This window comes from Muricoccus pecuniae (genome assembly GCF_014199205.1).
Lineage (GTDB): Bacteria > Pseudomonadota > Alphaproteobacteria > Acetobacterales > Acetobacteraceae > Roseomonas > Roseomonas pecuniae.
In genome coordinates, this window is sequence record NZ_JACIJD010000005.1 from 17,708 (window position 1) to 43,968 (window position 26,261).

Sequence of the window (26,261 nt, forward strand, 5' to 3'; positions counted from 1 at the left end):
CTCAGCGCGCGTAGGGCGAGGGGTCGTCGAGGCCCGGTGGCGCCTGGACCGAGGGATCGCGCCCGATCAGCGCGGCGTCGTTCTCCGCCACCTTGTTCGCGCGCTTCGACACGGGCCAGCAGGCCAGCCATTCCGGCGGGCAGGGGCGCAGGAGGTCGAGCAGCGCCCCGGGCTCGGCCGGTTCCTCTCCGAGCCAGGCGCCCCAGGCCTCCCGCGGCAGGATGACGGGCATGCGGTGGTGCAGCGGCGCCTGCTTCGGATTCGCCTCGGTTGTGATGATCGAGTAGGTGCGGAGCCAGTTGCCCTCCGGGTCCTTCCACCCCTCCCACAGCCCGGCGAAGCTCATCGGCTCGCCGCTCGCCAGCGCGACGGCGAAGGGCTGCTTCGGGTCGCGCGAGCGCGTCTTTTCCTCCGCCTCCTTGGGCGAGAGCCACTCGTAGAAGCCGTCCGCGGGCACGATGCAGCGGCGCTTGTGGAAGGCATCGCGGAAGGAGGGCTTCTCCGCCACCCCGTCCGCGCGCGCGTTGATCAGCCGCGCACCGTCCCGCGCGTCCTTCGCCCAGCGCGGCACGAGGCCCCAGCGCAGCAGGTCGATCCGCCGCTCGCCGCTCTCGGGATGGCGGCGCAGCACGACGCCGTCCTGCGTGGGCGCTATGTTCCAGTTCGGCGCGAAGTTGGGCAGCGGCGTGCCGGCGGGCAGACCGTAGTAGCGGGCGAGGCCGGTGGCGTCCCGCTCGAGGAAGTATCGCCCGCACATGCCGATTCCCGAGCCCCCGTTTCATTGCGTGACACAGCCACCCACCGCCCGGGGCAACCTCGCCTTCGTCGCCGCGTTCTTAACTCAGAGCAAGAACTGAGGAGAGAACGCTATGGCGATCGACAAGGACCGCGTCGAGGGCGCGATGAAGCAGGCCGGCGGCGCCGTGAAGGAAAATGTGGGCGCCGCGCTCGGCGACAAGAAGATGGAGGCCGAGGGTGCGGCGAAGCGCACCGAAGGCAAGGTGCAGAACGCCGCCGGCGGCGTGAAGGACACCGTTCGCGACGCCGCCGACAAGGCCTAATCGCGCACCCACTCGGAAGGGGCGGGCTGCTCTCGGGCGGCCCGCCCTTTTTCGATTCAGAAGGGCAGGATGGCGTCGAGCACCTGCTGCCCGTAGCGTGGCGCCTGCACGTCGCTGACCGTGCCGCGCCCGCCATAGGCGATGCGCGCCTCCGCCAGCCGGTCGTGCTGCACCGTGTTGTCGCTCGCGATGTCCTGCGGGCGGATGATGCCGGCGATGCTGAGGTCGCGCATCTCCTGGTTCACCCGCACCTGCTGCCGCCCGCCGACGACGAGATTCCCGTTCGGCAGGACCTGCGTGACCGTCGCCGCCACGCGCATGGTCACGGCCTCGTTGCGCTGGATGCGCCCCGTTCCCTTGGATGAATTCTCCGACGACGCCTCGACGAGCTTGCTGGGATCGAGCCCGTTCGGGAGGAAGCGCGCGTAGGAGGCATCCAGCCCGAGCAGCCGGGGGATGCCCATGCTCTCGGAATTGTCGCGGCTGCGGTCCGTGGTGTTCGAGAGCTGCGCCGTGTCCTTGATCGAGACGAGGACGGTGATGATGTCGCCCACGCTCGCCGCCCGCTGGTCGCGCAGGAAGGTGCGGCTCCCCGGGCGCCAGAGGCTGTTGGCGGCCAGATGGCGCCCGTCCTGCGGCGCCGGCATCGGCATCGATACCGGGCGATAGTCCGGCCCGCGCGTCGGATCGGCGATCGGCGCCATCTCCGGCGCGTGGCCGATCCGGGACAGCTTCTCGGCCGTGCCGCAGCCGGCGAGGAGAAGGGGAAGAAGGAGAAGGGCGAGACGCATCGTCGTTCCTTTCACCGGTTGACCGGCGCGCTGCCGAACGCCACGCGGACCCGCCCGGGGCCGATGGCCTGGCCCTCGACGATCGAGCGCGAGGCGAGGTTCATCACGGGCACCACCTCCCCCCGCGCGGCGGAGGCCATGGCACGGCCCTGCGCCGTCATGCTCATCCCCGGCGCCTCCATGATGAGGGTGACGGTCGCGTTCTTCTCGATCACGGCGGGCAGGGAGAGATCCACGAGGGCGAAGGCCAGCCCCTCGCCCACGGGGCGCCGCAGCGCCTTGCCCACGACCTGCCCCGGATCGCTCGCGAGACCCGGCCGCACCCGCTCCGCGCGCTGGCGGACGAGGCGCAGGTCGCCCGGCCCCACCACCTCGCCCAGCGCCAGCCGCCGCGCCGCGACGACCACCGCCGCCGTCGCGACGGCGCGTCCGGCCAGACGCGTCCGCATGGTCGGCATCCCCTCCGCAATCACTACCAGCGTCGCGGAGAAGCGGTTGGTCGCCGCCTCGAAGGAGGGCTGCTCCAGCGCGAGCTGGGTGAAGGCGGCCAGCGGCACCATCGGCGGCTGGAAGCCCGGCAGCTCCAGCTCCGCCTCGGGGTCGAGCCCCATCCGGCCGAACTCGCCGCGCAGGAGGTCGAGCACCTCCTCCCGCGGCACCGAGCGGCCGAGCCGCTCCACCACCACCGTGTCCGCCGCGGTGAGCGGGCGCCAGGCGACGCCGTTCGCCCGCGCGATGGCGAGGAGCTGCGCGGGCTCCACCACCACGCGCCGTCCTGGCGCGGGGGCGGGGCCGACGACGCGGCCGGCATTCTGCCCTGCCCCGTCGAAGAGGTCGGAGAGGCGGATGACGGAGTCCTCCACCACCGCGAGCGGGCGCAGCACCGCGAGATCCGCCCGCGCCACCGCCGGCAGCATCGCTGCGAGCAGCGCGAGGAGAAGGAGAAGGCGGCCCATCGCCGTCACCGCAGCCGCGCGACGGTGTTGAGCATCTCGTCGCTCGCGGTGATGACCTTGCTGTTCATCTCATAGGCGCGCTGGGCCGTGATGAGGCTCGTGATCTCCTGCACCACGTTCACGTTCGAGGTCTCGACGAAGCCCTGCATCACGTTGCCGAAGCCGGGCGCGCCCGGCGTCCCCTGCTGCGCGGCACCCGATGAGGCGGACGCCATCAGCAGGTTGTCCCCGATCGCCTCCAGCCCGCCCTCATTGGCGAAGATGGCGAGCTGGAACTGCCCCACATTCTGCGCGGCCGGCTGGCCCGCCAGCTTCACCAGCACCTCGCCGTTGCCGTTGATCGTCACATCGGTCGCATTGGCCGGGATGGCGATGCCGGGGAGCACGGGATAGCCCTCGGCGGTGACGATCGTGCCCTCGGGAGAGAGGCCGAGCGTGCCGTCGCGGGTATAGGCCGTCTCGCCCGAGGGAAGCGTGACCTGGAGGAAGCCGTTGCCCTTGATGGCGACGTCGAACTTGTTCTCCGTCTGCTGCAGGCTGCCCTGCTCGTGGATGCGGTACACGCCGGCGGTGCGCACGCCGAGGCCCACCTGTGCGCCGGATGGCAGCGTCGTGCCCGTGTCGGAGGACTGCGAGCCGACGCGCCGCATGTTCTGGTACATCAGGTCCTGGAACTCCGCGCGGCGGCGCTTGAATCCCGTGGTGCTCATATTGGCGATGTTGTTGGAGATGACCTCGACATTCGTCTGCTGGGCCATCATGCCCGTGCCGGCCGTCCAGAGTGCGCGCATGTCAGTCTTCCTTCGCCGGCGCGGGCCGGAGGGTTGTCGTCGGGGAATGGCGGAGAGGGGAGGGGGCGCTCATCAGCCGCGCTTGCGCAGGATGCGCTCGACGGCCCCGGAGATGCGCTCGCCCTCCTTTTCCGCGAACTGGGCCATGAACTGAAACTCCCGCATCTCCGCCGTCAGCCGCGTCAGCTCGACCACCGGGCGGACATTGCTGCCCTCCAGCGCGCCCTGGACGAGGGCGGGGCGTTCGATGGCCTCGGGCGCCTGCCCCTCGCCGGCGGCGAGAAGCCGGTCTCCCTCGGCCACGAGCCGCTGCGGCTGGGCGAAGCGGGAGACCCGGATTTTCCCGATCTCGCCGTTCTCGCTCAGCAGCGTGCCGTCACCGCGAATCGTCAGCCTGACGTCGTTGGGCGCCACGCGCAGCGGGTTGCCCCCGGTGTCGAGGAGCGCGTTGCCCTCCGCGTCCACGACCGTCCCCTCCGGGCCGAGTGAGAAGCGGCCGGCGCGCGTGTAGCGCTCGCCGCGCGGGGTCTGGACGGAGAAGAGGCCCTCGCCGGAGATGGCGATGTCCAGCGGGTTGCCCGTGGTCTGCACCGCGCCCGGCGAATCGTCCCGCCAGGTCGCGCGGTCCTGGGCAAAGTGGAGGGACTCGCCCCCCGGGGCCGTCCGCGCCTGGCGCTGGCGCTCGAGATGGTCCGCGAAGACGGGGCGGGAGGCGCGGAAGCCCGGGGTCTCGGCATTCGCCATGTTGTGGGCGAGCACCGCCGTCGCGCGGTTCTGCGCGACGAGCCTGGAGAGAGCGATGTAGCCGGGGTTGTCCATCCGCGCCGTCCGCCTTTTGCCATCCGGGAGCGCGATGATGCGCCGCCGGGGTTGCGGAATGGTTTGCGCAACATCGGTGCCAGCGATTCAGCGGGGCGCGCGGGGCCCGCGCTGCCGGGAGGCGGCAGGATCTGCCGGGCACCCGGCGTTTTCGCCGGGGTTAAGGGCTTTGTTAACGGTGAATCGGCCAGAACCGGGGCATCGGAACGGCAGGAAGCACCCGAGACCCCATGGCCCAGGCGGCTGCACCCACGGCGGACGAAGCGGCGGAAGCCCCGAAAGGCGGCGGCAAGAAGAAGCTCGTCCTCATCGCGCTTCCGGTGCTCCTCGCCGCCATCGGCGCGGGGCTCTGGTTCAGCGGGCTGCTCCCCTTCGGCAAGTCCGCCCCTGGCCCTGAGGAGCACGCACCGCCCGCCGCGCATGGCGAGGCGGCCGGACACGGCGAGGCGAAGGGCCCCACCGCGGCCGCGCCCTCGGTCCCGTCCAAGCCGCCGGTCTATTTCGACATGCCGGAGATCCTGACCAACCTGAACGTTCCCGGCCGGCGGGCGACCTTCATCCGGCTGAAGGCGAAGCTCGAGCTGGCAGGGGAGAGCGACGCCGCGGCGATCCAGGCCGCCATGCCGCGCCTGCAGGACCTCTTCCAGACCTACCTGCGGGAGATGCGGCCCGAGGAGCTGCGGGGCAGCCAGGGCACCTACCGCCTGCGCGAGGAGCTCCGGAACCGGGCCTCGCTCGCCGCCAGCCCGGCCCGCGTCCTCGATGTCCTCTTCGTCGAGATGATCGTCCAGTGAGCACGGAGGAAGAGGATCTCGCCGCTGCCTGGGGCGCCTCGCTCGAGGAGGAGGACAAGGCGCCCGCCGGCGGCGCGGATTCGACGCGGGTCCTGAACCAGGCCGAGATCGACAGCCTCCTCGGCTTCGACCAGGAGCAGGTCGGCGAGACGAAGTCCGGCATCGAGCAGATCATCAGCAGCGGGCTCGTCTCCTACGAGCGTCTGCCGATGCTCGAGATCGTATTCGACCGACTCGTGCGGCTGATGAGCACGACGCTCCGCAACTTCACCTCCGACAATGTCGAGGTGTCGATCGACGGCATCACCTCGCTGCGCTTCGGCGACTACCTCAACTCGATCCCGCTGCCGGCGATGCTGGCCGTGACCAAGGCGCGGCAGTGGGACAATTACGGGCTGATGGTGGTCGACTCCGCCATGATCTACTCCGTGGTGGACGTTCTGCTCGGCGGGCGCCGCGGCACGGCGGCGATGCGGATCGAGGGCCGGCCCTACACCACGATCGAGCGCACGCTGGTCGAGCGCCTGATCGGCGTCATCCTGCGCGACGTCTCCGCCGCTTTCGAGCCGCTCTGCCCTGTGGAGTTCCAGTTCGAACGGCTGGAGGTGAACCCGCGCTTCGCTACCATCTCGCGCCTCTCCAACGCCTGCATCCTCGTGAAGCTGCGGGTGGAGATGGAGGACCGCGGCGGGAAGGTGGAGCTGCTGCTCCCCTACGCGACGCTGGAGCCCGTGCGCGAGCTGCTGCTGCAGCAGTTCATGGGCGAGAAGTTCGGCCGCGACTCTATCTGGGAGAACCACCTCGCGGACGAACTGCGCCACACCGAGGTGTCGCTGGACGTGGTTCTGGACGAGCAGCCCCTGCCGCTCTCGACCGTGGTGAACCTCAAGGCCGGCGACCGGCTGACGCTCAATGTCGGCCCTGGCGCCCCCGTGCGCCTGCGCTGCGGCGAGGTCTCCCTCTTCGAGGCAACGCTGGGGCGGCGGGAGAACCGGCTGGCCGTGCGAATCGATCATGAACTGAAGCGGGCAGGTGCGGAGGAAGAGGCATGAGCGCGCTGGAATGGACCCTGCAGGGAGTGCTGCTGCTGCTGCTGCTGGCGGCGCTGCCCTTCGCCCTGCGACTTGAGCGCGGGCTGGCCGCGCTGCGGCAGGACCGCGCCGCCCTCGCCGATGGGGCGAGCGGCTTCGAGACGGCGACGCGGGAAGCCCAGGCCGCGCTCGCAGGGCTGCGCAGCGCCCTCGAAACCCAAGCGCGGCAGACCGCGACTGCCGAGTCCCTCCGCGAGGACCTGCGCTTCATGCTGGACCGCGGCGAGGCGCTCGCCGACCGCCTGGAACTGCTGGTGAGGCAGGGGCGGCCCGCCCTTGGCGGTGCTGCGGCGGCCGCCGCTCCGGTTGCCGAGGAGGCTGCCGCGCCCCGTAGCCAGGCGGAGCGCGATCTCCTCCGGGCGCTGAGGATGGCGCGGTGACGAACTTCATGGAGAAGGCGCGCAAGGCCGTGCCCGGCCGTCCCCGTCTGCTGCCCGCCATTCTGTTCGCATGCGTGGGGCTGGCGCTGGTGAAGGCCCACGCCCTCTGGCAGGCGCTTCCGGGCGAGGGGGGAATCGTTGCGAGCGCGGCTGCCTCCGCCCCGCCGCCGGCGCCCGCTCCCGCCCAGTCCGCGCCCCAGCCGCAGCCCGCGCCCGCGCCTCCCGATCCGGTGGATCAGGCCGAGCGCGCGCTGCTCGGCCGGCTGCGCGAGCGCCGCACCGAGATCGAGGCGCGGGAAACCGCCCTTGCGGCGCGAGAGGCGGTGCTGGCCGCTGCCGAGCGCAGGCTCACCGCGCGCCTCGAGGAGATGGCGGCGCTGAAGGCGCGGCTGGAGGAGTTGGACCGGGGCCGCGGCGAGCGCGAGGAGGCCGGCTGGCGCGGCCTGGTCAAGACTTACGAAACGATGCGCCCGCGCGATGCGGCCACCGTTTTCGACGATTTGGAAATGCCTGTGCTCGTACAAATCGTGAATCGGATGCGGGAGGCGAAAGCCGCCCCGGTGATCGGGGCCATGCGCCCCGACCGGGCCCGCAGCCTGACAGCGGAGTTGGCCCGGCTCCGTGCCACCGAAAACCGGACGGATTGAAAGGAGAGTTACCGCGATGGACAAGAACACCAACGTGCTGATCGTCGACGACTACAAGACGATGCTGCGGATCATCCGGAACCTGTTGAAGCAGCTCGACTTCAACAATGTCGATGAGGCAACCGACGGTCAGGAGGCCCTCGCGAAGCTGCGCGCCGGCAATTACGGGCTGGTCATCTCCGACTGGAACATGGAGCCGATGACGGGCCTGGACTTGCTGAAGGAGGTTCGGGCCGATGCGAGGCTGAAGTCCACACCCTTCATCATGATCACCGCGGAGAGCAAGACGGAGAACGTCGTCGCCGCGCGGGCCGCGGGCGTTTCGAACTATATCGTCAAGCCCTTCAATGCGGAGACGCTTCGCGAGAAGATCGAGAAGGTGATGGCTCATGCCTAAGGTAGACCGCGCCGAGATCGCGCTTCAGGTGATGTCGGGCCTGAACAAGACGGAAGCCGCGCTCCTGCAGGAGCTGGAGTCGCTGGGCCGGATGGTCGCTGCCGCGAAGCAGGAGATCGCGGCGATGCGCGTGGAGAACGTGGACGCCACACATCTCCCCGCCGCGACCGACGAGCTGGATGAGGTGGTGAAGAGCACGGCGAGTGCCGCCAACGAGATCCTGGACGTCTGCGAGACGCTCGAGAATCTCCAGCCGAGCCTTCCGGCCGAGGCTGCCGATACGGTGGGCGTGTGCGTCACCCGCATCTACGAGGCCTGCGCCTTCCAGGACATCACGGGCCAGCGGATCGGCAAGGTGGTGAACGCGCTGAAGCAGATCGAGCAGCGCGTGCGGGAGACCACGGGGCGCTTCGCGCCCTCGACGGCCCTCCCGGCGCGCAGCGCCCCGGCGCAGACCGAGGGGGAGCGGCTCGCGAACGGCCCGCAACCCACCTCGGCCGCCTCGTCGCAGGCGGAGATCGACGCGCTGCTGGCGAGCTTCGACTGATGCGCGGCGCGGCGGTCCTCGCGATCTGCGGATCGCTCCTCCTCGGCTCACAGGCCCTGGCGGAGCGGACAACCATCCGGGTGGGTGACCATCCCGGCCTCGGGCGGATCGTGCTGGACCTCACCGCGCCGGGCGCCCCCTACTCCGTGGAAGAGGTGCAGGACGGGCTGATCCTGCGCCTCGCCCCGGGGCTGGAGCCGGATCTTTCCCTGGCGCGTCGGCTTCCCCGCAATCTTCTCGCGATGGAGCCGGCGCCGGACGGGCTGCGCCTGACCCTCCGCCCCGGTGCGCGCCTCCGCCACTACCGGTTGGGAACCTACCTCGTTCTGGACCTTCACGATGGTCCGGCGCCGCGAGCCACGCCCGCCACGGAGGCGCGCGCTCAGCCCGCATCCCGAGCCGCGGGGGCGCGCCAGGCGCGGGGGCAGGACAGCGCGCGCCCGGCTCCCGCGCCCGCGGCTTCCACCCCCACCCCGCCTGCTCTTCCGCCGGTGGCGCCGGTTGCCGATGGCCCGCCCCCTCCCATCCGGGAGGCCGCTCCGGCGCCGGCTCCGGCTCCGGCTCCGTCGGTTAATGCGGGTCTGCCGCTGCGGAGCATCGCCGGGAAGGAGGGGCGCGTTCTGGTTCTTCCGCTCCCGGCCGAGACAGGTCTTGCAGTCCTGCGACGGGGCGACACGCTCCTTGTCGTACTCGACCAGCCGCATGTGTTCGACACCGGCCCGCTGAGGGACGATCCTGTCTTCGGCAGGTTGCGGTCCGAAACTCTACCCGAGGCTACCATCCTGCGACTCCCCGTCTCCCCGCCAGCGATGCTGCGCGCCCGGCGGGATGGCGAGCGCTGGCTTTTTTCTCCTCTGCCTGAGGTGAGCCACGAGAGGTCGATCCTTGCGGAGCCCGGGGAAGGGCGGGTGGTGCTCAGGGCTGCGGCACCTGGGCGCCCTGTGCCGATCAGCGATCCGGAGACCGGTTTTCCCATCCTCGTCGGGACCGTGCGGGAGGCGGGCCAGAGCGTGCCGACGGCCAGGAACCTCGCCCAGGTTGATCTGTTGCCGACGCAGCTCGGCGTCGCGGCGCTCGCGCGGGCGGATACGGCGGCGCTTCGGCGTGTGGGCGATCGCTTCATCCTCTCCGGCATCTCCGGTGTGGCGGCTGCAGATCCCAATGCCGAGGCGGGCAGCATGACGCGGATCATGGAGGTGCCCTCAATCGAGACGAGCGCGCTTCAGGAGAGATTGCGTTCCCTGCAGGCGAATATCGCGGCTGCCCCCCCACTCGCCCGCCTGCCCCTCCGCCGCGAGTCCGCGGAAGCCTTGCTCGCGCTAGGTCTGCCCCAGGAAGCGCAGGCGATGATCCGCCTCGCATTCCAAGAGGATCCCCGTGCCTCGACCGATCCTCGCAGCCTTGTCGCCCACGGCGCGGCCGCGTTGCTGGCGAGCCGGATTTCCGAAGCACAGGGTCTCTCGGCCGCGAACCTGCCGGGCAATGACGAGGTTACCCTCTGGCGCGCGGCGCTCGCCGCGGCGAACGGCGATACGGCGGCCGCTTCGCCCGGCTTTGCGGCCACGATTCCGTTGCTGGTCGGCTATCCCGAGTTGCTGAAGGCCCGGCTACTGCCAGTCGCCGCGGAGGCTTTGCTTGAGGCAGGCGACCTCGCCGCCGCGAACCGGCTGCTGCGCGCGGTTGGGGACCGATCCGACCTCGCCTATGCCCGAGCGCGGCTCGCGGAGGCCGAGGGCCGCGCCGCGGACGCGCTCAACCTCTACGTGGGCGTGGCGGCGGGGCGGGATCGCCTCGCCCGGGCGAAGGCACTGCGCCGCTCGGTCGAAATTCGCCTCGCAACCGGCGCCCTGGACCCGGCTGGTGGCGCGACGGCCCTGGAGGCCGGCCTCTTCGCGTGGCGCGGGGACTCAGAGGAACTGGGCACGCGGATGCGTATCGCGGCTCTCCGCCAGACCGCGGGCGATTCCCGTGGCGCGCTCGAGATGCTGAAGGAGGCGGTCGGGATCTTCCCTGACCAAGCCGCGCAGATCCGCCCGGCCCAGGAGGGGGCGCTTCTTCAGGCCCTGGCTCGAGAGTCACCGACCGTCGCCGTCGCTATGTCCGAAACCCATGCCGCCCTCCTGCCGCGGGATGGCCGGGGCGCGGAGGCGCTGGCGCTGCTGGCCGAGCGGCTCGCGGCGATGGACCTTCCGGAACGCGGGGCGGCTCTGGCCCAGCAGGCGCTCGAACAGGCGGCGCCAGGCCAGCGCGCCGGTCTGGTCACGCGTCTCGCAGGGCTGCGACTGGCGGCCGGGGACGCTCCCGGCGCTCTGGCCGTGCTCCAGGCGGCGCAGGCCGACCCGGCCGAGGCGGTCGCCCGCGGCCTGCTGACGGCTCGGGCCAAGGCGGCGATGGGAGCACGGGACGAAGCTGCGGCGATCTTCCGCAGCCTCGGGCCCGCCGGCCTGACCGCGCTCGCTGCCCTGCTCGCCGAGCAGCAGGACTGGGCAGGCGCTTCCGACGCGCTCCTCTCCCTGGCCGCCGCTCGCCCCGACGATCCGGCGACCCCGCGAGAGATCCTCCGCGCTGCCGCCTTCGCTGCCCTCGGGGGTGATAACGCCCGTCTCGGTGCCATCCGCGCCGCTTGGCTGGGGCGCCTGGCCTCGGGGCCAATCGCCGACGCACTGGCCGCCCTGACGGCGGATCCTGTCCGCGGCCTTTCCGACCTGCCGAGGCTACAGCGCGAACTGGACCTTTTCCGGGGATTCCCGAACCGGCTGGAGGCCTTCCGGACCGCAGCCGCAAATCCCGGATGAGCCACGCGTCGTACGCGGGGGGGAGCCGCGTTTTTTTCGGCCTGGAAGCGCCTATTTCTCTTGCGACCCGGGTCCGCTTGCCCCATATGCCGCGGCCGTTGACCTGATCGAATCACCGATCGCCCTGGTCATCGCCGGTCGAGGAATGGGGGCCCGCAAATGGACTTTCTTGTTGCTCCGCTGGGGATGGTCTCGGATGAAAGCCCGAGCGAAGCCCAGTTCACTGAAGAGGCGAAGGACTACTTCGTCGAGAAGAACGGCGTCCGCTTCGCCGGGACTCACCTGATTATCGATCTTTGGGGTGCCACGAACCTCGACGATCCCGCGCATATCGATGAGGTGCTGCGCGAGGCCGCGATTGAGACCGGCGCGACGATCCTCCACGGCCACTTCCACCACTTCCAGCCGAATGGCGGGGTGAGCGGTGTGCTGGTGCTGGCGGAGAGCCATGTGTCGATCCACACCTGGCCCGAGAAGGCCTATGCCGCCCTCGACATCTTCGTCTGCGGCGTGTGCGACCCGTATCTGGCGATCCCCGTGCTGAAGCGCGGCTTCCTGCCCGAGCGCGTCCAGCTCGCCGAGCACCGCCGCGGCATGCAGGCCTGACGCACGGACGTCACGAGACGAGACCGGGGGCGGGCCCTAGGGTCCGCCCCCTTCTTCTGTCCGGAGATTGAGATGACCACCGATTCCTGGGTGAACGAGACGCTTTATCCCGCCTGGGGCCAGCGCTTCCGCGTGGTTCGCGAGTTGGCCCGGGTGAAGTCCGAGTTCCAGGACATCATGGTTTTCGAGTCGGAGACGCATGGCCACGTCATGCTGCTCGACGGCGTCGTGCAGATCACCGAGATGGACGAGTTCGTCTATCAGGAAATGCTGACCCATGTGCCGCTCCTGGCGCATGGCGATGCGAAACGCGTCCTGATCATCGGTGCCGGCGACGGCGGCGTCCTCCGCCGCGTGCTGGAGCACCGGAACGTCGAGAAGGCCGTGATGGTCGAGATCGACGGCGAGGTGATCCGTCTTGCCAAGGAGCACATGCCGGGAATCGCAGGCGATGCCTGGAACGACCCTCGCGCCGAGGTGCTGGTGGCGGACGGCATCGACTACGTCCGCAAGGCCGAGGCCGGCAGCTTCGACGTGGTGATCGTCGACAGCACTGATCCCATCGGCGTCGGCGAGGTTCTCTTCACCGACGAGTTCTACGCCAATGCGGCGCGCCTTCTCTCGGATCGCGGTCTGATCGTGAACCAGTGCGGCGTGCCGGCGATGCAGGCCGAGGAGCTGGCCGAGACCTCCGTCCGGCGCGGGAAGGTCTTCCCCGATATCTGGGCCTATGTCGCCGCGGTGCCCACCTATGTCGGCGGCTACATGACGCTCGGCTGGGCGGCGAAGGATGCCGCGATGCGCGCGGTGGGCGTCGATGAGATCCGCGCGCGGGCCGAGCGGGCGGGGGTTCTCGGCAAGACCGGCTACTGGACGCCGGAGATCCATGCGGCGGCTTTCCACCTGCCGCCCTACATCGCGAAGCACCTGCCGCGTAAGGGCTGAGGCGGGTTCGGCCGCCGCGCCTCACCGGTTCCCGTTTTGCCGTCGCCCGCTGCGCAGCGTCGCAGCGCGCGGTGACGGATTGGGGACACGGGAGCGCGGCGGCCGCTTCTCCCCTTGCTACTGGCCGGAGAAGCCCTGCACGAGGCTCGCCGAGACCAGGCGCCACCCATCGACCATGACGAAGAAGATGATCTTGAAGGGCAGGGCGACGACGCTCGGCGGCAGCATCATCATGCCGAGCGACATCAGCAGCGATGCCGCGACGAGGTCGATGACGAGGAACGGCAGGAACATCAGGAAGCCGATCTCGAAGCCGCGCTTCAGCTCGCTGACCATGAAGGCCGGCACCAGGGCTCGCCAGGGCGTCTGATCCGCGCTGGCCGGCGCCGGAAGGCGGGCGAGGTCGAGGAACAGGGCCAGGTCGGAGTCGCGCGCGTTGGCGACCATGAAGCGGCGGAAGGGCTCGGCCGAGGCTGCCAGCCCGTCCAGCTCCGCCACTTGCCCCGCGAGCATCGGCTGCAGCCCCTGGGTCCAGGAGGCCTCGACCACCGGCTGCATGACGAAGAAGGTGAGGAAGAGGGCGAGGCCGATCAGCACCGGGTTGGGCGGGATGCCCTGCGCGCCGATCGCGCTGCGCAGGAGCGAGAGCACGATCACGATCCGCGCGAAGGCGGTGGCCATCACCAGCAGCGACGGCGCGAGGGAGAGCAGCCCGATGAGGGCGGTGAGCTGCACCAGCTTCGCGGTGCTCCCCGAGCCCGTGCTCCCGAAGTCGAGCGACAAGGACTGGGCCAGGGCGGCGGTGGGGGCGAGCAGGAGTAGCGCCGCGGCGGTCAGAGCCAGCCGATGAAGCTGTCGTTCGGGCCACCGGTGACGAGCAGCGCTTCCCGGCCGTCCACCTGCAGGATCACCGCCCGGCGGCGCGAGTCGATCGGCGTCGCCTCGACCACCCGGACCCTGCGCGCACCGGGGCTCGCCAGGCCGCCGCGCCGGGCCAGGCCCGCCAGCATCCAGAGCAGGCCCAGAACCACGGCCAGCGCGCCCGCGGCGGAAATCCACTGGCCCATTCCCTCGCCCATCGGTCCGGCTCCTCATGCTGCGCGGCCGGAGAGGCGGGCGTGCAGCCCGTCGACCATGGCGAGAAGGGTGGTGAGCGCAGGGCGGGCCGCCCGCGCCTCCTCGGGCGAGAGGTGTCTGACGGCGTCGCAGATCGAGGCGACCTCCGCGTCCAATCCCTGGAGGTCGAGCTGCCGCCCTGCGAGCAGGAGGGCCTCGGCGAGGCTCAGCACACCGTGCAGTTCATCGACGGCGGTGAGCACGGCATTTTGCGGCGTGCTGTTCATGGCCGGAGCTTGCGCCTGCTCTCTTGCCGAACGGTTAACGGCGCCCGCCGCGGCATAAAGGAAGGATTAGGGAAGCCGGCGGAAGATGCCGGGCATGACCAGCCCCGGCCCCGTCACAGGCAACCCGATGCAACTCGCCGAAGAGCGGCTGCGCTGGCTCGACCGGCGGCAGGAGGTGCTGGCGCGCAACATCGCCAATGCCGACACGCCAGGCTACCGCGCCCGGGATCTCTCTCCCTTCGCCCAGCATCTGCGCCGGGCCGGGGACGCCGCCTCCCTCGCGCGGACCGATCTCCGGCACCTGACCGGCAGCGGGGGAAGCGGCCCGGCGGCCCGGCCCGCTCCGGCAGAGGAGGTCTCGCCGGACGGGAACGCCGTGTCGCTGGACGAGCAGGCCATCAAGGTGGCCGACACGGATTCGGCGCACGCGCTGGCGATGGGGCTGCACAAGCGCTGGACAGGCATGTTCCGAACGGCACTCGGCCGGAACGGATAGGTAAGAGGAGAGTCGGATGGATCTCGACAAGGCGCTCCGCATCTCCGCCGCCGGGATGGCGGCGCAATCGACGCGGCTCCGCGTGGTCGCGGAGAACCTGGCAAATCGCGACAGCACGGGGGAGAGTCCCGGCGCCGATCCCTACCGGCGCCGGACGGTCAGCTTCGCCGATCGCGTCGACCGGGCGACAGGCGCGCGCACGGTCGGCGTCTCGCGGGTCGGGCAGGCGCCGGGTGAGTTTCCGCGCCGCTACGATCCCGCGCATCCCGCGGCCGACGCCCAGGGCTACGTGAAGACGCCGAATGTCGACAGTCTCATCGAGGTGATGGACATGCGCGAGGCCCAGCGCAGCTACAGCGCGAATCTCTCGGTGCTCGAGACCACGCGCGGGATGCTGACGCGCACGATCGAGGCGCTGCGCTGATGCCCGCCCCGATCGGCGCCGCCGCGGCCGCCTCCGCCTACCGAACCGCATCCGGGCCGGCGCCGGCCGGAGAGGGCTTCGGGGGTGCCCTCAAGCGCGCCATCGAGGGGGCCGTCGAGGCGGGACGCCAGGCCGATGCGGCGAGCACGGGCGCGATGCTCGGGCAGGTCAGCGTGACGGACACCGTCCTTGCCGTGAGCCGCGCCGAGATGGCGTTGCAGACGGCGGTCGCGGTGCGGGACCGGGTCGTCTCGGCCTACCAGGACGTCATGCGGATGCCGATCTGACGGAGGCGCGGGGCGTGGAAACCGATCTCATCGCGCAGTCTTTCCGGGATGCCCTCTGGGTGTGCCTGCAGATGTCGGCACCGCTGCTCGTGGCCTTGCTGGTGGTCGGTCTCGCGGTGTCGGTCGTGCAGGCCCTGACCCAGATCCAGGAGGCATCGCTCGCCTTCCTTCCCAAGCTCGCCGTCACGGGCGGCGGGTTGCTCCTGCTCGGCCCTTTCATGGTGGGCGTGCTTCGCGACTGGACCGTGACCCTCTTCGACCGGATGATCACGCTCGGCGGCCTGCCGTGACCGAGGCCGCGCTGCTCGAGGCCCTGCCGGCGCTGGCCTTCCAGGCGGTGCTGATCCTGGCGCGGGTGGGCGCGGCGGCGATGATCCTGCCTGGGCTGGGCGAGCAGGACGTGCCCGCGCCGGTGCGCCTCGCCCTCGCTCTCGGGCTCGTGCCGGTCCTGCTTCCCGTCCTCGCGCCGGGGCTTCCCGGGGCGCCGGATTCGGTGCCGGAAACCCTTCGCCTCATCTCACTGGAGGTGGTTACGGGGCTCTGGATCGGTGGTCTGGCACGGATCCTCGCGCTCGCTCTCTCCGTTGCCTTGCAGGCCGGTGCGACGCTTCTTGGGCTGGCCGCGATCCTCGTTCCCGATCCGTCGCTGGGTGGCGGGGCTTCGGCCCTGGGTCGGCTGGGGAGCCTCGCGGCGGCGGTGCTGGTCCTTTCCACCGGGCTCTACGCTCTGCCGTTGCGCGCCCTGGCGGATTCTTACGCGTTGATGCCGCCGGGCTCCCCCTGGGCGGCGGGGGAGGCAGCAGGGGAGATGGCGGCGGCAGGCGCGTCCATGCTGGCGCTCGCGCTGCGTCTCGCCGGGCCTTTCGTGGTCGCGGCGGTGACGATCAACCTCGCCATGGCGCTGGTTGCGCGCGTCGCGCCCTCGCTTCAGGTCTTCTTCGTCGCGGCGCCTGGGCAGATCCTGGCCGGGTTGGCCCTGCTCGCCCTGCTCGCGCCCTCGATCCTGGAGAACTTCCAGGAAGCGTTGCAGGCGGGCTGGTCCGTGCTGCCGGGGCTCCGCTGAGCCATGGCGGAGGGCGGCGGGGAGGCCGAGGACCGGAACGAGGCCCCGAGTGCACGGCGCCTCGACCAGGCGCGGCAGGAAGGGCAGGTCCCGAACTCGCGCGAGGCCTCCGCCTTCGCGGCGCTGCTGCTCGCGGTTCTCGTTGCCGGCATGGCGCTGCCCTCGCTCGGCCGCGACCTGCTGCGGGCGCTACGAGGCATCCTGGAGCGCGGGCATGAGATGACACCGGCGCAGGCCTTGGAGGTGCTGGCGCCGACGGCGACCCTGCTGGTGCCGGTGCTGGGGGCGGCGGCCCTGGGCGCGGCGGGCACGACGCTGCTACAGACGCGCGGCCTCGTCTCCGCGAAAGGCTTGGCGCCGCAATTCTCACGCCTCTCGCCGCTGGCCGGGCTGAAGCGGATCCTTGGCCCGGAGTCGTTGGTGGAGTTCCTCAAGACGGTGCTGAAGATGGCGCTCGTCGGGGCGGCCATCTGGCATGCCGGTGCCGCGCCGGAGCTGCTGCAGGCCGTGCTCCACCAGCCCGCCGCGGGGCTGCTGGGCGTCGCGATGGACCAGGGGATGCGGCTCGTCGCGGCCACGCTCGTGGCCTTCGCCGTGCTGGCGGCGGGGGACGTGTTCCTCACCCGCTTCCGCCACCTCCGCCGCTTGCGCATGAGCCGGCAGGACATGAAGGAGGAGGCGAAGGATGCGGAGGGCGATCCGCATGTGAAGGGCAAGCAGAAGGCCATTCGCCAGCAGCGGGCGCGGCAGCGCATGATGGCCGCGGTGCCCAAGGCGGCCGTCGTCATCACCAACCCCACTCACTACGCCGTGGCGCTGGGCTATGATGAGGGGTCATCGGCCGCGCCGCGCATCCTCGCCAAGGGCGCCGACGAGCTGGCCGCGCGCATCCGCGAGAAGGCGCGGGAGGCCGGCGTGCCGCTGGTGTCCAACCCGCCGCTCGCCCGTGCCCTGTTCAAGCTGGACGTGGATACGGAGATCCCGGCCGAGCACTATCAGGCCGTGGCCGAGATCATTGCCTTCGTCTGGCGCGCGCGCTCTCGCCGGGTGGGATGATGGACGTGGCGCGCCGGCACGCTAGGCTGCGCCCCATGGCGAATGGCATTCGGCAGGTCTTGGGATTCGGTGCTGCGCGCCGCGTGGACGGTGTCGAGGCCGGGCTTGCGGCGCTGCTCGATGCCCTTCCCCAGGGCGCGGCCCTGCTCGATTCCTCGGACGCCGTGCTGCGCGCGAACGAGCCCTTGAGGGCGATGCTCGGCCCGTTGCAGCCGCTGCGTCCCGGCATGGCCGTGCTCTCGCTCTTCGATCCCGCCGCGCGGGAGGCTGTACGCGCCTGGATGGGGGAGGAGGGGCCGGGGTGGCTCGAAGCGGGCCTCGCCGCGCCGGAGGGGCGGGCGCCGGTTCCGGCCTCGCTGCACCTCGCCGTCCTGCCCGAGGGGCGGCGGGCCCTGCTCGTGACCGACCTGTCGGAGCAGCGGCGGCGGCGGGAGGAGGCGGAGGCGGGCGAGAAGCTGCGCGCCATCGGCCAGCTCGCCGGCGGCATCGCGCATGACGTGAACAACCTGCTCGCCATCATCATGGGGGCGATGGACGCGGCCGTCTCCGCCGCGCCGCGTGCCGCGGAGGCCCTCGCCCCCGCCCAGGACGCGGCCGCGCGCGGGGCGGCGCTGGTGCGGCGCCTGCTCGCCTTCGCCCGGCGGCAGCAGCTCGAGCCGCGCGTCCTCGACCTCGACGAGGCGGTCGCAGCTGCCCGGCCCATGCTGCGGAGCCTGCTCGGCTCGCGCATCGCGCTGGAATGGCGGCCGGGCGCGCTCGGGCGGCGGGTGCGCGTCGATCCCGTGCAGCTCGACCAGGTACTGCTCAACCTCGTCGCCAACGCGCGGGACGCCATGGGCGGGGAGGGGAGGGTGACGATCGCCACCGACACCGCCGTGGCGCTGGGGGAGGAGCCGGGCCTGCCGGACGCGCTGCCCCCCGGCCGCTGGACGGTGCTGGAGGTGACCGATACGGGCCCCGGCATCCCGCCCGAGATCATCGGCCACGTCTTCGAGCCCTTCTTCACCACCCGTGCCGGCCAGGGCGGCACGGGGCTGGGCCTGGCGACCGTGCACGGCGTCGTCCGCCAGTCCGGCGGCGCGCTGCAGGTGGAGAGCCGCCCCGGCCTCACGCGCTTCCGCATCTTCCTGCCCCGCCACGACGGCAAGGCGGGCGAGGAGCCAGCGCCCGCCCCCGCCGCCGCCCCCGTCGCCACGAGGAACGAGGCGGGCCGCCACATCCTGCTGGTGGATGACGAGGCGCCGCTGCGCCGCCTGACCGCCGTCGCGCTGGAGCGCGCGGGCCACCGCGTCACCCAGGCCGAGGGCGGGGAGGAGGCGCTGGAACTGATCGAGGAGGGGCTGGAACCCGGCGCGGTCATCTCCGACATCTCGATGCCGGGACTCGACGGCCTCGCCCTCGCCCGCGCCGTGCGGGACCGCCGGCCGGGCCTGCCGGTGGTCCTCGTCAGTGGCTACGCGGAGGCGGCGCTGGGGGAGGATCTCGGCCGGGACGGCATTCTTTTCCTGGCCAAGCCCTTCCGCCCGGCCCAGCTCGTGGAGCTCGTTTCCGGCCTCCCCCTGGGGGAAAGAACTTGATTTCCCCGGCCGTGAACATAATATGAACAGCACGGACCGGGGCGGTGTTTGGCGCTTGTGCGCAGCCCCCCCGGCCGTTTAACAAGCGCGTGAGGCAGGCGGCCCCAGGGCCGCCAACTCATCCGCCGGCGGCACGCAGGGAACGCGTCCGCCGAACGCCAAGGGGCTACTTCCAGAATGGAAAAGAACAAGGCTCTCGAAGCCGCTCTCTCCCAGATCGAGCGCTCCTTCGGGAAGGGCTCCATCATGCGGATGGGTGGCAAGCAGATGAACGAGGAGGTGGAGGTCATCTCCACCGGCTCGCTCGGGCTCGACCTCGCGCTCGGCATCGGCGGGCTGCCCAAGGGCCGCATCATCGAGATCTATGGCCCGGAATCCTCGGGCAAGACGACGCTCGCCCTGCAATGCGTGGCCGAGGCGCAGAAGAAGGGTGGCACCTGCGCCTTCATCGACGCTGAGCACGCGCTCGACCCCGGCTATGCCCGCAAGCTCGGCGTGGATGTGGACAACCTCCTCATCTCCCAGCCCGATGCCGGCGAGCAGGCGCTCGAGATCGCTGACACCCTCGTCCGGTCGGGCGCGATCGACGTGCTGGTGATCGACTCCGTCGCCGCCCTCGTGCCGCGCGCGGAGCTCGAGGGCGAGATGGGCGACAGCCATGTCGGCCTCCACGCCCGCCTCATGTCCCAGGCGCTGCGCAAGCTGACGGGCTCTATCAGCCGCTCCAACTGCATGATGATCTTCCTCAACCAGATCCGGTTGAAGATCGGCGTCATGTTCGGCAACCCCGAGACGACCACGGGCGGCAACGCGCTGAAGTTCTACGCCTCCGTCCGCATGGAGATCCGGCGCATCGGCCAGATCAAGGACCGCGAGGAGGTCACGGGCAACCAGACGCGCGTGAAGGTGGTGAAGAACAAGATGGCCCCGCCGTTCCGGCAGGTCGAGTTCGACATCATGTACGGCGAGGGCGTGTCGAAGGTGGGCGAGCTGATCGACCTCGGCGTGAAGGCCGGCGTGGTCGAGAAGTCCGGCGCCTGGTTCTCCGCCGACAGCCAGCGCATCGGCCAGGGCCGCGAGAACGCGAAGCAGTTCCTGCGCGACAACCCGGCCATGGCCGAGAGCATCGAGCGCCGCATCCGCGAGCAGGCCGGCCAGGTGGCGAACGCCATGATGGTCGCCCCGGACGCTGAGGAAGCCGCCGCGGCGGAGTGATCCCCGCGCGGGCGCTGAACGACGAAGGGCCGCACCTCCGGGTGCGGCCCTTTTTCGTTTCGGCCCATTCCTCGTCTCGCAGGGCAGGGGCAAGGCCCTCCCTGGGCGCGGTCCGGGCGGGATGCTAGCGATGGCGCGTTGAGCCGCGAAGACGGACGACTCGGCGATCGGTGCGAGCGGACCAGCGCGGGAAAGGGAGGACAGGGATGAAGACGAGACGTGACCTGCTGAGGGCCGGCGGCATGGCCGCGGGTGCTGCGCTGGCCGCAGGCGGGGCGGGGGCGCAGTCCTTCCCCTTCGTGCCGAACCAGCGCTACCCCGACCCGGCCGTCCAGATCCTCGATCCGAGCTTCGCGCGCTACCGGATCTACAGCAGCACGGTCGAGCAGCTCGCCAGCGGCATGCGCTGGGCCGAGGGGCCCGCCTATTTCCCCGAGGGCGGCTACCTCCTGTGCAGCGACATCCCGAACAACCGCATCATGAAGTATGACGAGAAGGACGGCAGCTTCACCGTCTTCCGCCATCCCGCGAACTACGCCAACGGCAATGTCCGCGACCGGCAGGGCCGCCTTCTCACCTGCGAGCACTCGGTGACCCGGCGCGTGACCCGCACGGAGAAGGACGGCTCCATCACGGTTCTCGCCGACAGCTTCGAGGGCAAGCGCCTCAACGCGCCGAACGACATCGTCGTCCGCTCCGACGACACGATCTGGTTCACCGATCCCCTCTTCGGCATCAACGGCGAGTGGGAGGGGAGCCGGGCCCGGCCGGAACAGGCCACCACGAATGTCTACCGCATCGGCACCGACGGGAAGCTCACCGCCGTCATCACCGACATCATGAACCCGAACGGCCTCGCCTTCTCGCCCGACGAGCGCAAGCTCTACGTCGTGGAGTGGCGGGGCACGCCGAACCGCAGCATCTGGAGCTACGACGTGAGCGCCGACGGCACGGTCGGGAACCGGACCAAGCTGATCGACGCCGCCGACCAGGGCGCGCTGGACGGCTTCAAGGTGGACCGGGACGGCAATCTCTGGTGCGGCTGGGGCAGCAACGGGCTGCTGGAAGCCGAGCCTCGCGAGGTCGGGGGGCGGCAGGTCTACGGGCTCCGGGGCAAGCCGGAGGACCTGGACGGGGTGATGGTGTTCAACCCCCAGGGCAAGGCGATCGGCTTCATCCGCCTGCCGGAACGCTGCGCCAACCTCACCTTCGGCGGGCCGAAGAACAACCGGCTCTACATGACGAGCAGCCACTCCCTCTACGCGCTCTATGTCGAGGCGCACGGGGCGGTGTGATGGAGGGACGACGGGCGGGCGACGCTCGTCGCCGCCACGGTGGAATTATCCCTTCGCTGGCATCGAACGATGAAGGGCTGCACCTCCGGGGCGGCCTTTTTTCGTTGCGGCGCCCTGCTGAGGCAATGAAGAACTTTGCTTTTTCCGATATTCTCTTTACTACAAAATGGAGGCTTCTGGACCAGTGCTGTTGGGGTTGGCGCCTGGATGGATTTCGATGTTCCTAGCCGTTCTCGTGTAAGGCTAACTACAGAACGCGTAGCAAAATAAGTTTTGTTATATTTCCAATTCCATCCCGGTACGGTAAAGCCTCGACCGATATCTCGCGTGAAGTAAAGGCTCCTATGAAGCTGGCACGCTGTAAATTGAAGATTTCCCTTGGTATTGTAAATGACAGAGGAGTTCTGGCCCCTGTTGGCCTAAATCGGCCGTAGCCTGTCTCTTTGTCGAGCTTGATCATGTTGCCGTTTAGGCGTATTGGGTGCTCGTCTTTTGCAGTATGAGAGATTTGTGCAACCCGTTTGCTGTTAAGGATGGCAATCGGAATGGCTTTTTCTGTGACTTCAAGGGACATTTTCGTTGCCGATCTCTTTAGCGGCTGAGCAAGATCAGGAACAAGCTTTCGCATCTTTTCAACAATGCGATCTTCCCCCTCGGGATCAACACGATTCATCTCCTCTTGAACTTCTTCCAAGAGGTTGTTTCTATTGTTCTCGGCTTTTAATTCATCTGCAATGAAATCTCCGGTTCCATCGTCAGTTAAGATACGAGCGGGTGAGTTCGCCCGCTTCGCTAAGATTTCACTGATCTCTTCAGCTTCCGCGCGGTTATCGCGAGTTCCGCCTGTGTCGGCTCGAAGAAGAGTCGCTATGATGCGAAGTCGCTCGGTTTCTTGTGTTGCTTGTACTTGGGCTGTTCGCTCTCTTTCCTGGCTCGCTTTGGCCATCTGTTGAATAGCATCAGCCTGCGTCTCTGCAATTTTTGCCAGCTGCTGACTTCCCGAAGTGCTGGGAATTAGCTTGGACCAGATGTATGGAAAGAGCTTATCGAAGGGGATTTTGAGAAATGATTGAATTTGTTTTGCGTCTGCTATGGCCGGCGCCGCATAGAGCCAGACGTTTTCTAAAAAAGAACCATCAATAGGAGCTGTTACGCGGAAGTCAGCTTCGACATAAACACTGAGTCGTTCTAACACTTCGCCCGTTTTGCGGAAATGTTCGGCAGTATAGAGGAGGCGCGCAGCAGCATAACGGTAACGACCTGCCTCATAAAAGCTGAGTTGCCCTCTACTAGCAATTCCGCCCTGAAATCGAAAGCCGATCTGGCTCACCTGCCGATCAACCAGGGTGCTCGAACTTTCAGGTCTCTCGGACATTGACATTCGCCTATTGCGGAAGAGTGCTTTTCTGAAGCTGCGACGCTGATCGTTGAGTGCCTAGTCGACAACCCGATTCGAACGTCAAATCGGAGCGGAGCACCTTGACAAAAGGACTAAATTCCTCTATGGTTGGAATACTGTTTGGGGAGGCCCGCCTATGTCCCACACCACCTCCCGCCTCACCCCGCCCCGGCCCTGGTCGCCGCTCACCGACCTCCAGTGGCACGCCCTCGCCCCCTATGTCCTGCCCCGCGCGCCCCAGGGCCGGCGCATCGCCGATCTCCGCCACCGCATGGACGCGATCTTCCATCTCGCCTCCACCCCCGGCGATCCCTGGCGCCTCCTCCCCGAAGCCTACGGCCGCCCCGAGACGGTGGCCCGCTTCTTCCGGCGCCTGACGCGTGCCGGCCTCTGGCACCGCCTCCTCGAAGCGCTCGCCGAGTGCGGCCCGGACCATCCCCTGCGCGGGATCGAGTACGCGATCCTCCGCGCCACGCGCCGGGCCGCGCGCCTGGGCGGGATGCCTCTCCTGCTGCTGATCCGGAAGCTCGGGCTGCGCACGGCGCTGAACGGCCCGCCCTGGCTGCTGCCGGACCCGCTTTTGTCCGAAACCCTCCGCCGGGCCCCCATGCCCCCCGCGCCGCGCACGGCGCTTCAACTCGCGGCGGCCAAATCCTATCTCCGGAGTATCGAGGCCCTGGCCAGGGCCGCGCTCGGGCGCCGGCGTATCCCCCGCACGGTGAGGCTGGCATGGCCCTGATGCCCGCGCCCCCCACCCTCGACGTCCCCGCCCGGGCCGGGCTACACGCCCCGGTCGCGCCCGCGCGAGGAATCGGAACAGAACCCGCCCCATGACCAGCAGCAACGACGTCCGCGCCACCTTCCTGGACTACTTCGCCCGCAACGGACATTCCGTGGTGGAGAGCAGCCCGCTGGTGCCGCGCAACGACCCGACGCTGCTCTTCACCAATTCCGGCATGGTGCAGTTCAAGAACGTCTTCACCGGGGCGGAGAAGCGACCCTACAGCCGCGCCACCACGGCCCAGAAATGCGTCCGCGCCGGCGGCAAGCACAACGACCTCGACAATGTCGGCTACACCGCGCGCCACCACACCTTCTTCGAGATGCTGGGGAATTTCTCCTTCGGCGACTACTTCAAGGAACAGGCGATCAGCCATGCCTGGACCCTGCTGACGAGGGATTTCGCGCTTCCCAAGGAGAAGCTGCTCGTCACCGTCTATCACGAGGACGAGGACGCGGCGGCGCTGTGGAAGAAGATCGCGGGGCTGCCGGAGGAGAAGATCATCCGGATCGCCACCTCCGACAATTTCTGGCGCATGGGCGACACCGGCCCCTGCGGCCCCTGCTCCGAGATCTTCTATGACCACGGCGACAAGATCCCCGGCGGCCCGCCCGGCTCCCCGGACGAGGACGGGGACCGCTTCATCGAGATCTGGAACCTCGTCTTCATGCAGTACGAGGAGGGGCCGCCCGGCACGCGCCGCCCCCTCCCGCGCCCGTCCATCGACACGGGCATGGGCATGGAGCGCTTCACCGCGATCATGCAGGGCGTCCACGACAACTACGACACGGACACCTTCCGCGCGATCATCCTCGCCAGCGCCGAGGCGACGGGGCAGGAGCCCGACGGCCCGTTCAAGGCGAGCCACCGGGTGGTGGCGGACCATCTCCGCTCCGGCGCCTTCCTCATCGCCGAAGGCGTGCTGCCCTCCAATGAGGGGCGGGGCTACGTGCTGCGCCGCATCCTCCGCCGCGCGATGCGCCACGCGCACATGATAGGCGCGCGGGACCCGCTGCTGCCGCGCCTCGTTCCCGTGCTGATCCGCCAGATGGGCGCCGCCTATCCCGAGCTGGTGCGCGCCGAGGCGCTGATCACCGAGACGCTGCGGCTGGAGGAGACGCGCTTCCGCTCCCTGCTGGAGCGCGGCCTCGGCCTGCTGGCGGAGGAGACGGGCAAGCTCGGCGAGGGGCAGCCGCTGCCGGGCGATGTCGCCTTCCGCCTCTACGACACCTTCGGCTTCCCGCTGGACCTCACGCAGGACGCGCTGCGCGCCGAGGGCCGCCCCGTGGACACGGCGGGCTTCGAGAGCGCCATGGCCGAGCAGCGCCGCCGGGCGCGGGCCGCTTGGTCCGGCACGGGCGATGCCGCGACGGAGACGCTCTGGTTCGACCTGAAGGAGCGGCTGGGCACGGGCACCGAGTTCCAGGGCTACAACACCGAGCGGGCCGAGGCCTCGATCCTCGCCATCGTCGCGAACGGCGCCGAGGTGGACAGCGCCCCCGAGGGGACGGAGGTGGCGGTGGTGCTGAACCAGACGCCCTTCTACGCCGAGAGCGGCGGGCAGGTCGGCGATGCCGGCCTCATCACCGGGGCCGACGGCCTGCAGATCGCGGTGCGGGACACGCAGAAGAAGCTCGGGCTGCACGTCCATCTCGGCATCGTCCAGCACGGCACGGCGGTTGTGGGCGCCTCGGTGCTGGCCGAGGTGGCGCATCACCGCCGCAGCGCGATCCGCGCCCATCACTCCGCGACGCACCTGCTGCACGAGGCCCTGCGCCGCCGGCTGGGCGATCATGTGGCGCAGAAGGGCAGCCTCAACGCCCCCGACCGCCTGCGCTTCGACGTCTCCCAGCCCACCCCCATGTCCCCCGAGGACCTGGCCTGGGTGGAGGGGGAGGTGAACGCCCGCATCCGCGAGAACGCCGAGGTGGTCACCCGGCTGATGACGCCGGAAGCGGCGGTCGAGGCCGGGGCCATGGCGCTGTTCGGCGAGAAGTACGGGGACGAGGTCCGCGTCGTCGGCATGGGCCACGACCTCGAGGCGGTCTCGCGCCACGGCGTCTATAGCCTGGAGCTCTGCGGCGGCACGCATGTCGGCCGCACCGGCGATATCGGGCTGTTCAAGATCGTGGGGGAGGGGGCCGTCTCCGCCGGCGTGCGCCGCGTGGAGGCCGTGACCGGCCCCGCCGCCCTCGCCGTGGTGGAGGAGGAGGAGCGCCTCCTGCGGGAGGCGGCCGCCGCGCTGAAGGTGCCCGCGCACGAGGTCCCCGCCCGCATCGCCGCCCTGGTGGAGGAGCGGCGCAAGCTGGAGCGGGAGGTGGCCGACCTCCGCCGCAAGCTCGCGACGGGCGGCGCGGCTTCCGAGGTGGAGGAGGTCTCCGGCCTTCGCGTCGCGCTGCGCGACCTCGGCGAGGTGCCCGCGCGCGACCTGAAGGGGCTGGCAGAGGCCATCCTGAAGGGCGGCACGGCGGATGTGGTCGCGCTCGTCTCCTCGGCCGAGGGCAAGGCGAGCATCGTGGTCGCGGTGGGCGAGGCGGCGAAGGGCAGGGCAGATGCCGTCGCCCTCGTGCGCGCCGCCTCCGCCGCGGTGGGCGGCAAGGGCGGCGGCGGGCGGCCCGACATGGCGCAGGCCGGCGGCCCCGAGGGCGGCAAGTCCGCCGAGGCGCTGGCGGCGATCCGGGAGGCGCTGGCGGCCTGAGGGCCGC

The 26,261-nt window shown here is 70.0% G+C and carries 30 protein-coding genes; 21 read left to right on the forward strand and 9 right to left on the reverse strand.

The annotated features are described in order from the left end of the window. Window position 1: 1 nt before the first annotated feature. Window positions 2–757 carry an SOS response-associated peptidase gene (locus FHS87_RS06635; protein WP_184515262.1) on the reverse strand — a complete coding sequence of 252 codons (756 nt, stop codon included), beginning with the start codon at window positions 755–757 and terminating at the stop codon, window positions 2–4. Window positions 758–869: 112 nt separating this feature from the next. On the opposite strand from FHS87_RS06635, the gene FHS87_RS06640 reads away from it, so the two are divergent. Next, window positions 870–1,061, forward strand: a complete 192-nt coding sequence (locus FHS87_RS06640; protein ID WP_221299629.1) for a CsbD family protein — start codon at window positions 870–872, stop codon at window positions 1,059–1,061. 56 nt (window positions 1,062–1,117) lie between these two features. On the opposite strand, the gene flgH is transcribed toward FHS87_RS06640, so the two are convergent. From flgH to FHS87_RS06660, 4 genes are all read right to left on the reverse strand, one after another. Continuing rightward, window positions 1,118–1,852 (reverse strand): flagellar basal body L-ring protein FlgH, encoded by a 735-nt coding sequence (gene flgH / locus FHS87_RS06645; RefSeq protein WP_184515265.1) that lies wholly within the window; start codon window positions 1,850–1,852, stop codon window positions 1,118–1,120. Window positions 1,853–1,863: 11 nt separating this feature from the next. Further along, the gene (flgA, locus tag FHS87_RS06650) at window positions 1,864–2,808 is read right to left on the reverse strand and encodes a flagellar basal body P-ring formation chaperone FlgA (RefSeq protein ID WP_184515268.1); all 945 of its coding nucleotides are present in this window, start codon (window positions 2,806–2,808) and stop codon (window positions 1,864–1,866) included. 5 nt (window positions 2,809–2,813) lie between these two features. Continuing rightward, entirely contained in the window at window positions 2,814–3,599 is a 786-nt protein-coding gene (gene flgG, locus FHS87_RS06655) for a flagellar basal-body rod protein FlgG (RefSeq protein WP_184515271.1), read from the reverse strand. A 72-nt stretch (window positions 3,600–3,671) separates the two neighbouring features. After that, window positions 3,672–4,418 carry a flagellar hook basal-body protein gene (locus FHS87_RS06660; protein ID WP_184515274.1) on the reverse strand — a complete coding sequence of 249 codons (747 nt, stop codon included), beginning with the start codon at window positions 4,416–4,418 and terminating at the stop codon, window positions 3,672–3,674. Between the two features lie 230 nt (window positions 4,419–4,648). Here FHS87_RS06660 and FHS87_RS06665 point away from each other — a divergent pair, with 230 nt between their 5' ends. From FHS87_RS06665 to speE, 9 genes are all read left to right on the forward strand, one after another. Further along, window positions 4,649–5,212, forward strand: a complete 564-nt coding sequence (locus FHS87_RS06665) for a flagellar basal body-associated FliL family protein (RefSeq protein WP_184515278.1) — start codon at window positions 4,649–4,651, stop codon at window positions 5,210–5,212. Then, window positions 5,209–6,264 carry a flagellar motor switch protein FliM gene (gene fliM / locus FHS87_RS06670; RefSeq protein WP_184515280.1) on the forward strand — a complete coding sequence of 352 codons (1,056 nt, stop codon included), beginning with the start codon at window positions 5,209–5,211 and terminating at the stop codon, window positions 6,262–6,264. The genes FHS87_RS06665 and fliM overlap by 4 nt, the downstream gene beginning before the upstream one ends. Next, a complete protein-coding gene (locus FHS87_RS06675) occupies window positions 6,261–6,683 on the forward strand; it encodes a DUF6468 domain-containing protein (protein WP_184515283.1) in 423 nt (140 codons plus the stop codon). The genes fliM and FHS87_RS06675 overlap by 4 nt, the downstream gene beginning before the upstream one ends. Before the next feature lie 8 nt (window positions 6,684–6,691). Further along, a complete protein-coding gene (locus FHS87_RS06680; RefSeq protein ID WP_184515286.1) occupies window positions 6,692–7,330 on the forward strand; it encodes a MotE family protein in 639 nt (212 codons plus the stop codon). 16 nt (window positions 7,331–7,346) lie between these two features. Further along, window positions 7,347–7,727, forward strand: a complete 381-nt coding sequence (locus FHS87_RS06685; RefSeq protein ID WP_184515288.1) for a chemotaxis response regulator CheY — start codon at window positions 7,347–7,349, stop codon at window positions 7,725–7,727. After that, window positions 7,720–8,274, forward strand: coding sequence for a protein phosphatase CheZ (locus tag FHS87_RS06690; protein WP_184515291.1), 555 nt, complete (start codon window positions 7,720–7,722; stop codon window positions 8,272–8,274). Before FHS87_RS06685 ends, FHS87_RS06690 begins: the two co-directional genes overlap by 8 nt. Continuing rightward, on the forward strand, window positions 8,274–11,069 hold the full coding sequence (locus tag FHS87_RS06695; RefSeq protein ID WP_184515294.1) for a hypothetical protein: 2,796 nt from the start codon (window positions 8,274–8,276) through the stop codon (window positions 11,067–11,069). The genes FHS87_RS06690 and FHS87_RS06695 overlap by 1 nt, the downstream gene beginning before the upstream one ends. 159 nt (window positions 11,070–11,228) lie before the next feature. Then, window positions 11,229–11,675: an adenosylmethionine decarboxylase gene (gene speD, locus FHS87_RS06700; protein WP_184515297.1), complete on the forward strand. Its 447-nt coding sequence runs from the start codon at window positions 11,229–11,231 to the stop codon at window positions 11,673–11,675. A 72-nt stretch (window positions 11,676–11,747) separates the two neighbouring features. After that, the gene (gene speE / locus FHS87_RS06705) at window positions 11,748–12,620 is read left to right on the forward strand and encodes a polyamine aminopropyltransferase (RefSeq protein WP_184515300.1); all 873 of its coding nucleotides are present in this window, start codon (window positions 11,748–11,750) and stop codon (window positions 12,618–12,620) included. A 117-nt stretch (window positions 12,621–12,737) separates the two neighbouring features. Here the strand turns inward: speE and fliP are convergent, their stop codons facing one another. From fliP to FHS87_RS06720, 3 genes are read right to left on the reverse strand one after another with little or no spacing between them, the layout of a single operon-like run. Then, window positions 12,738–13,403, reverse strand: coding sequence for a flagellar type III secretion system pore protein FliP (gene fliP / locus FHS87_RS06710; protein WP_376766423.1), 666 nt, complete (start codon window positions 13,401–13,403; stop codon window positions 12,738–12,740). A 50-nt stretch (window positions 13,404–13,453) separates the two neighbouring features. Beyond that, window positions 13,454–13,699 carry a FliO/MopB family protein gene (locus FHS87_RS06715; RefSeq protein WP_184515302.1) on the reverse strand — a complete coding sequence of 82 codons (246 nt, stop codon included), beginning with the start codon at window positions 13,697–13,699 and terminating at the stop codon, window positions 13,454–13,456. A 12-nt stretch (window positions 13,700–13,711) separates the two neighbouring features. Next, on the reverse strand, window positions 13,712–13,963 hold the full coding sequence (locus FHS87_RS06720) for a hypothetical protein (protein WP_184515303.1): 252 nt from the start codon (window positions 13,961–13,963) through the stop codon (window positions 13,712–13,714). 94 nt (window positions 13,964–14,057) lie between these two features. Between FHS87_RS06720 and flgB the strand changes: the two genes are divergently transcribed. From flgB to FHS87_RS06765, 9 genes are all read left to right on the forward strand, one after another. Then, complete coding sequence (gene flgB / locus FHS87_RS06725) at window positions 14,058–14,459, forward strand: flagellar basal body rod protein FlgB (RefSeq protein ID WP_184515306.1); 402 nt, start codon at window positions 14,058–14,060, stop codon at window positions 14,457–14,459. 16 nt (window positions 14,460–14,475) lie between these two features. Beyond that, window positions 14,476–14,883: a flagellar basal body rod protein FlgC gene (flgC, locus tag FHS87_RS06730; protein WP_184515309.1), complete on the forward strand. Its 408-nt coding sequence runs from the start codon at window positions 14,476–14,478 to the stop codon at window positions 14,881–14,883. Then, window positions 14,883–15,170, forward strand: a complete 288-nt coding sequence (gene fliE, locus FHS87_RS06735) for a flagellar hook-basal body complex protein FliE (RefSeq protein ID WP_184515312.1) — start codon at window positions 14,883–14,885, stop codon at window positions 15,168–15,170. Before flgC ends, fliE begins: the two co-directional genes overlap by 1 nt. 14 nt (window positions 15,171–15,184) lie before the next feature. Next, complete coding sequence (locus tag FHS87_RS06740; protein WP_184515315.1) at window positions 15,185–15,460, forward strand: flagellar biosynthetic protein FliQ; 276 nt, start codon at window positions 15,185–15,187, stop codon at window positions 15,458–15,460. Continuing rightward, window positions 15,457–16,233: a flagellar biosynthetic protein FliR gene (locus tag FHS87_RS06745; protein WP_184515318.1), complete on the forward strand. Its 777-nt coding sequence runs from the start codon at window positions 15,457–15,459 to the stop codon at window positions 16,231–16,233. Before FHS87_RS06740 ends, FHS87_RS06745 begins: the two co-directional genes overlap by 4 nt. Window positions 16,234–16,236: 3 nt before the next feature. Next, complete coding sequence (locus FHS87_RS06750) at window positions 16,237–17,289, forward strand: EscU/YscU/HrcU family type III secretion system export apparatus switch protein (protein WP_184515321.1); 1,053 nt, start codon at window positions 16,237–16,239, stop codon at window positions 17,287–17,289. A gap of 35 nt (window positions 17,290–17,324) precedes the next feature. Continuing rightward, complete coding sequence (locus tag FHS87_RS06755; protein ID WP_184515324.1) at window positions 17,325–18,866, forward strand: ATP-binding protein; 1,542 nt, start codon at window positions 17,325–17,327, stop codon at window positions 18,864–18,866. A gap of 177 nt (window positions 18,867–19,043) precedes the next feature. Beyond that, window positions 19,044–20,081, forward strand: a complete 1,038-nt coding sequence (recA, locus tag FHS87_RS06760) for a recombinase RecA (protein WP_184515327.1) — start codon at window positions 19,044–19,046, stop codon at window positions 20,079–20,081. Window positions 20,082–20,287: 206 nt separating this feature from the next. Further along, the gene (locus FHS87_RS06765; RefSeq protein ID WP_184515329.1) at window positions 20,288–21,376 is read left to right on the forward strand and encodes an SMP-30/gluconolactonase/LRE family protein; all 1,089 of its coding nucleotides are present in this window, start codon (window positions 20,288–20,290) and stop codon (window positions 21,374–21,376) included. Between the two features lie 247 nt (window positions 21,377–21,623). On the opposite strand, the gene FHS87_RS06770 is transcribed toward FHS87_RS06765, so the two are convergent. Then, on the reverse strand, window positions 21,624–22,706 hold the full coding sequence (locus FHS87_RS06770; RefSeq protein WP_184515332.1) for a hypothetical protein: 1,083 nt from the start codon (window positions 22,704–22,706) through the stop codon (window positions 21,624–21,626). Window positions 22,707–22,911: 205 nt separating this feature from the next. On the opposite strand from FHS87_RS06770, the gene FHS87_RS06775 reads away from it, so the two are divergent. After that, on the forward strand, window positions 22,912–23,514 hold the full coding sequence (locus FHS87_RS06775) for a transposase (protein ID WP_184515335.1): 603 nt from the start codon (window positions 22,912–22,914) through the stop codon (window positions 23,512–23,514). Window positions 23,515–23,605: 91 nt separating this feature from the next. Then, on the forward strand, window positions 23,606–26,254 hold the full coding sequence (gene alaS, locus FHS87_RS06780; protein WP_184515338.1) for an alanine--tRNA ligase: 2,649 nt from the start codon (window positions 23,606–23,608) through the stop codon (window positions 26,252–26,254). The last annotated feature ends 7 nt before the right edge of the window (window positions 26,255–26,261 follow it).

Coding starts and splice junctions, on each gene's coding strand:
- FHS87_RS06635 (WP_184515262.1), bottom strand. CDS start 757: ATGTGCGGGCGATACTTCCTCGAGCGGGACGCCACCGGCCTCGCCCGC.
- FHS87_RS06640 (WP_221299629.1), top strand. CDS start 870: ATGGCGATCGACAAGGACCGCGTCGAGGGCGCGATGAAGCAGGCCGGC.
- flgH (WP_184515265.1), bottom strand. CDS start 1,852: ATGCGTCTCGCCCTTCTCCTTCTTCCCCTTCTCCTCGCCGGCTGCGGC.
- flgA (WP_184515268.1), bottom strand. CDS start 2,808: ATGGGCCGCCTTCTCCTTCTCCTCGCGCTGCTCGCAGCGATGCTGCCG.
- flgG (WP_184515271.1), bottom strand. CDS start 3,599: ATGCGCGCACTCTGGACGGCCGGCACGGGCATGATGGCCCAGCAGACG.
- FHS87_RS06660 (WP_184515274.1), bottom strand. CDS start 4,418: ATGGACAACCCCGGCTACATCGCTCTCTCCAGGCTCGTCGCGCAGAAC.
- FHS87_RS06665 (WP_184515278.1), top strand. CDS start 4,649: ATGGCCCAGGCGGCTGCACCCACGGCGGACGAAGCGGCGGAAGCCCCG.
- FHS87_RS06675 (WP_184515283.1), top strand. CDS start 6,261: ATGAGCGCGCTGGAATGGACCCTGCAGGGAGTGCTGCTGCTGCTGCTG.
- FHS87_RS06680 (WP_184515286.1), top strand. CDS start 6,692: ATGGAGAAGGCGCGCAAGGCCGTGCCCGGCCGTCCCCGTCTGCTGCCC.
- FHS87_RS06685 (WP_184515288.1), top strand. CDS start 7,347: ATGGACAAGAACACCAACGTGCTGATCGTCGACGACTACAAGACGATG.
- FHS87_RS06690 (WP_184515291.1), top strand. CDS start 7,720: ATGCCTAAGGTAGACCGCGCCGAGATCGCGCTTCAGGTGATGTCGGGC.
- FHS87_RS06695 (WP_184515294.1), top strand. CDS start 8,274: ATGCGCGGCGCGGCGGTCCTCGCGATCTGCGGATCGCTCCTCCTCGGC.
- speD (WP_184515297.1), top strand. CDS start 11,229: ATGGACTTTCTTGTTGCTCCGCTGGGGATGGTCTCGGATGAAAGCCCG.
- speE (WP_184515300.1), top strand. CDS start 11,748: ATGACCACCGATTCCTGGGTGAACGAGACGCTTTATCCCGCCTGGGGC.
- FHS87_RS06715 (WP_184515302.1), bottom strand. CDS start 13,699: ATGGGCGAGGGAATGGGCCAGTGGATTTCCGCCGCGGGCGCGCTGGCC.
- FHS87_RS06720 (WP_184515303.1), bottom strand. CDS start 13,963: ATGAACAGCACGCCGCAAAATGCCGTGCTCACCGCCGTCGATGAACTG.
- flgB (WP_184515306.1), top strand. CDS start 14,058: ATGACCAGCCCCGGCCCCGTCACAGGCAACCCGATGCAACTCGCCGAA.
- flgC (WP_184515309.1), top strand. CDS start 14,476: ATGGATCTCGACAAGGCGCTCCGCATCTCCGCCGCCGGGATGGCGGCG.
- fliE (WP_184515312.1), top strand. CDS start 14,883: ATGCCCGCCCCGATCGGCGCCGCCGCGGCCGCCTCCGCCTACCGAACC.
- FHS87_RS06750 (WP_184515321.1), top strand. CDS start 16,237: ATGGCGGAGGGCGGCGGGGAGGCCGAGGACCGGAACGAGGCCCCGAGT.
- FHS87_RS06755 (WP_184515324.1), top strand. CDS start 17,325: ATGGCGAATGGCATTCGGCAGGTCTTGGGATTCGGTGCTGCGCGCCGC.
- recA (WP_184515327.1), top strand. CDS start 19,044: ATGGAAAAGAACAAGGCTCTCGAAGCCGCTCTCTCCCAGATCGAGCGC.
- FHS87_RS06765 (WP_184515329.1), top strand. CDS start 20,288: ATGAAGACGAGACGTGACCTGCTGAGGGCCGGCGGCATGGCCGCGGGT.
- FHS87_RS06775 (WP_184515335.1), top strand. CDS start 22,912: ATGTCCCACACCACCTCCCGCCTCACCCCGCCCCGGCCCTGGTCGCCG.
- alaS (WP_184515338.1), top strand. CDS start 23,606: ATGACCAGCAGCAACGACGTCCGCGCCACCTTCCTGGACTACTTCGCC.